1 protein-coding gene is annotated in these 341 nt (G+C 70.4%); it reads left to right on the plus strand.

Going from position 1 to position 341, the window contains the following annotated elements:
* On the plus strand, positions 1-341 hold a 341-nt coding region (locus tag IH54_RS0138890), incomplete at both ends, for an AMP-binding protein (RefSeq protein ID WP_031526388.1).

A 341-nucleotide genomic window follows, 5' to 3' on the forward strand; every position in this document is an offset into this window, starting at 1 on the left:
CTGCTGTCTCGGTGCCGATCGGGCGGCCGATCGGGAATACGCGGGCGTATGTGCTGGGCCCGGATCTGGAGCCGGTACCCGCCGGTGCGGTGGGCGAGCTGTACGTGGCGGGGTGCGGTCTGGCACGCGGTTACGTGGGGCGGCCCGGGATGACGGCGGGGTGTTTCCTGCCGGATCCGTACGGTGAACCCGGTTCACGGATGTACCGGACCGGGGACCTGGCCCACCGCGGTACGGACGGGGTCTTGTGCTTTGACGGGCGTGCCGACCAACAGGTCAAGATCCGGGGCCACCGCATCGAGCCCGGCGAGATCGAGCACACCCTCCTCCAGCACCCCGAC

The sequence above is a fragment of the Streptomyces sp. NRRL F-5123 genome, assembly GCF_000721495.1.
Lineage (GTDB): Bacteria > Actinomycetota > Actinomycetes > Streptomycetales > Streptomycetaceae > Actinacidiphila.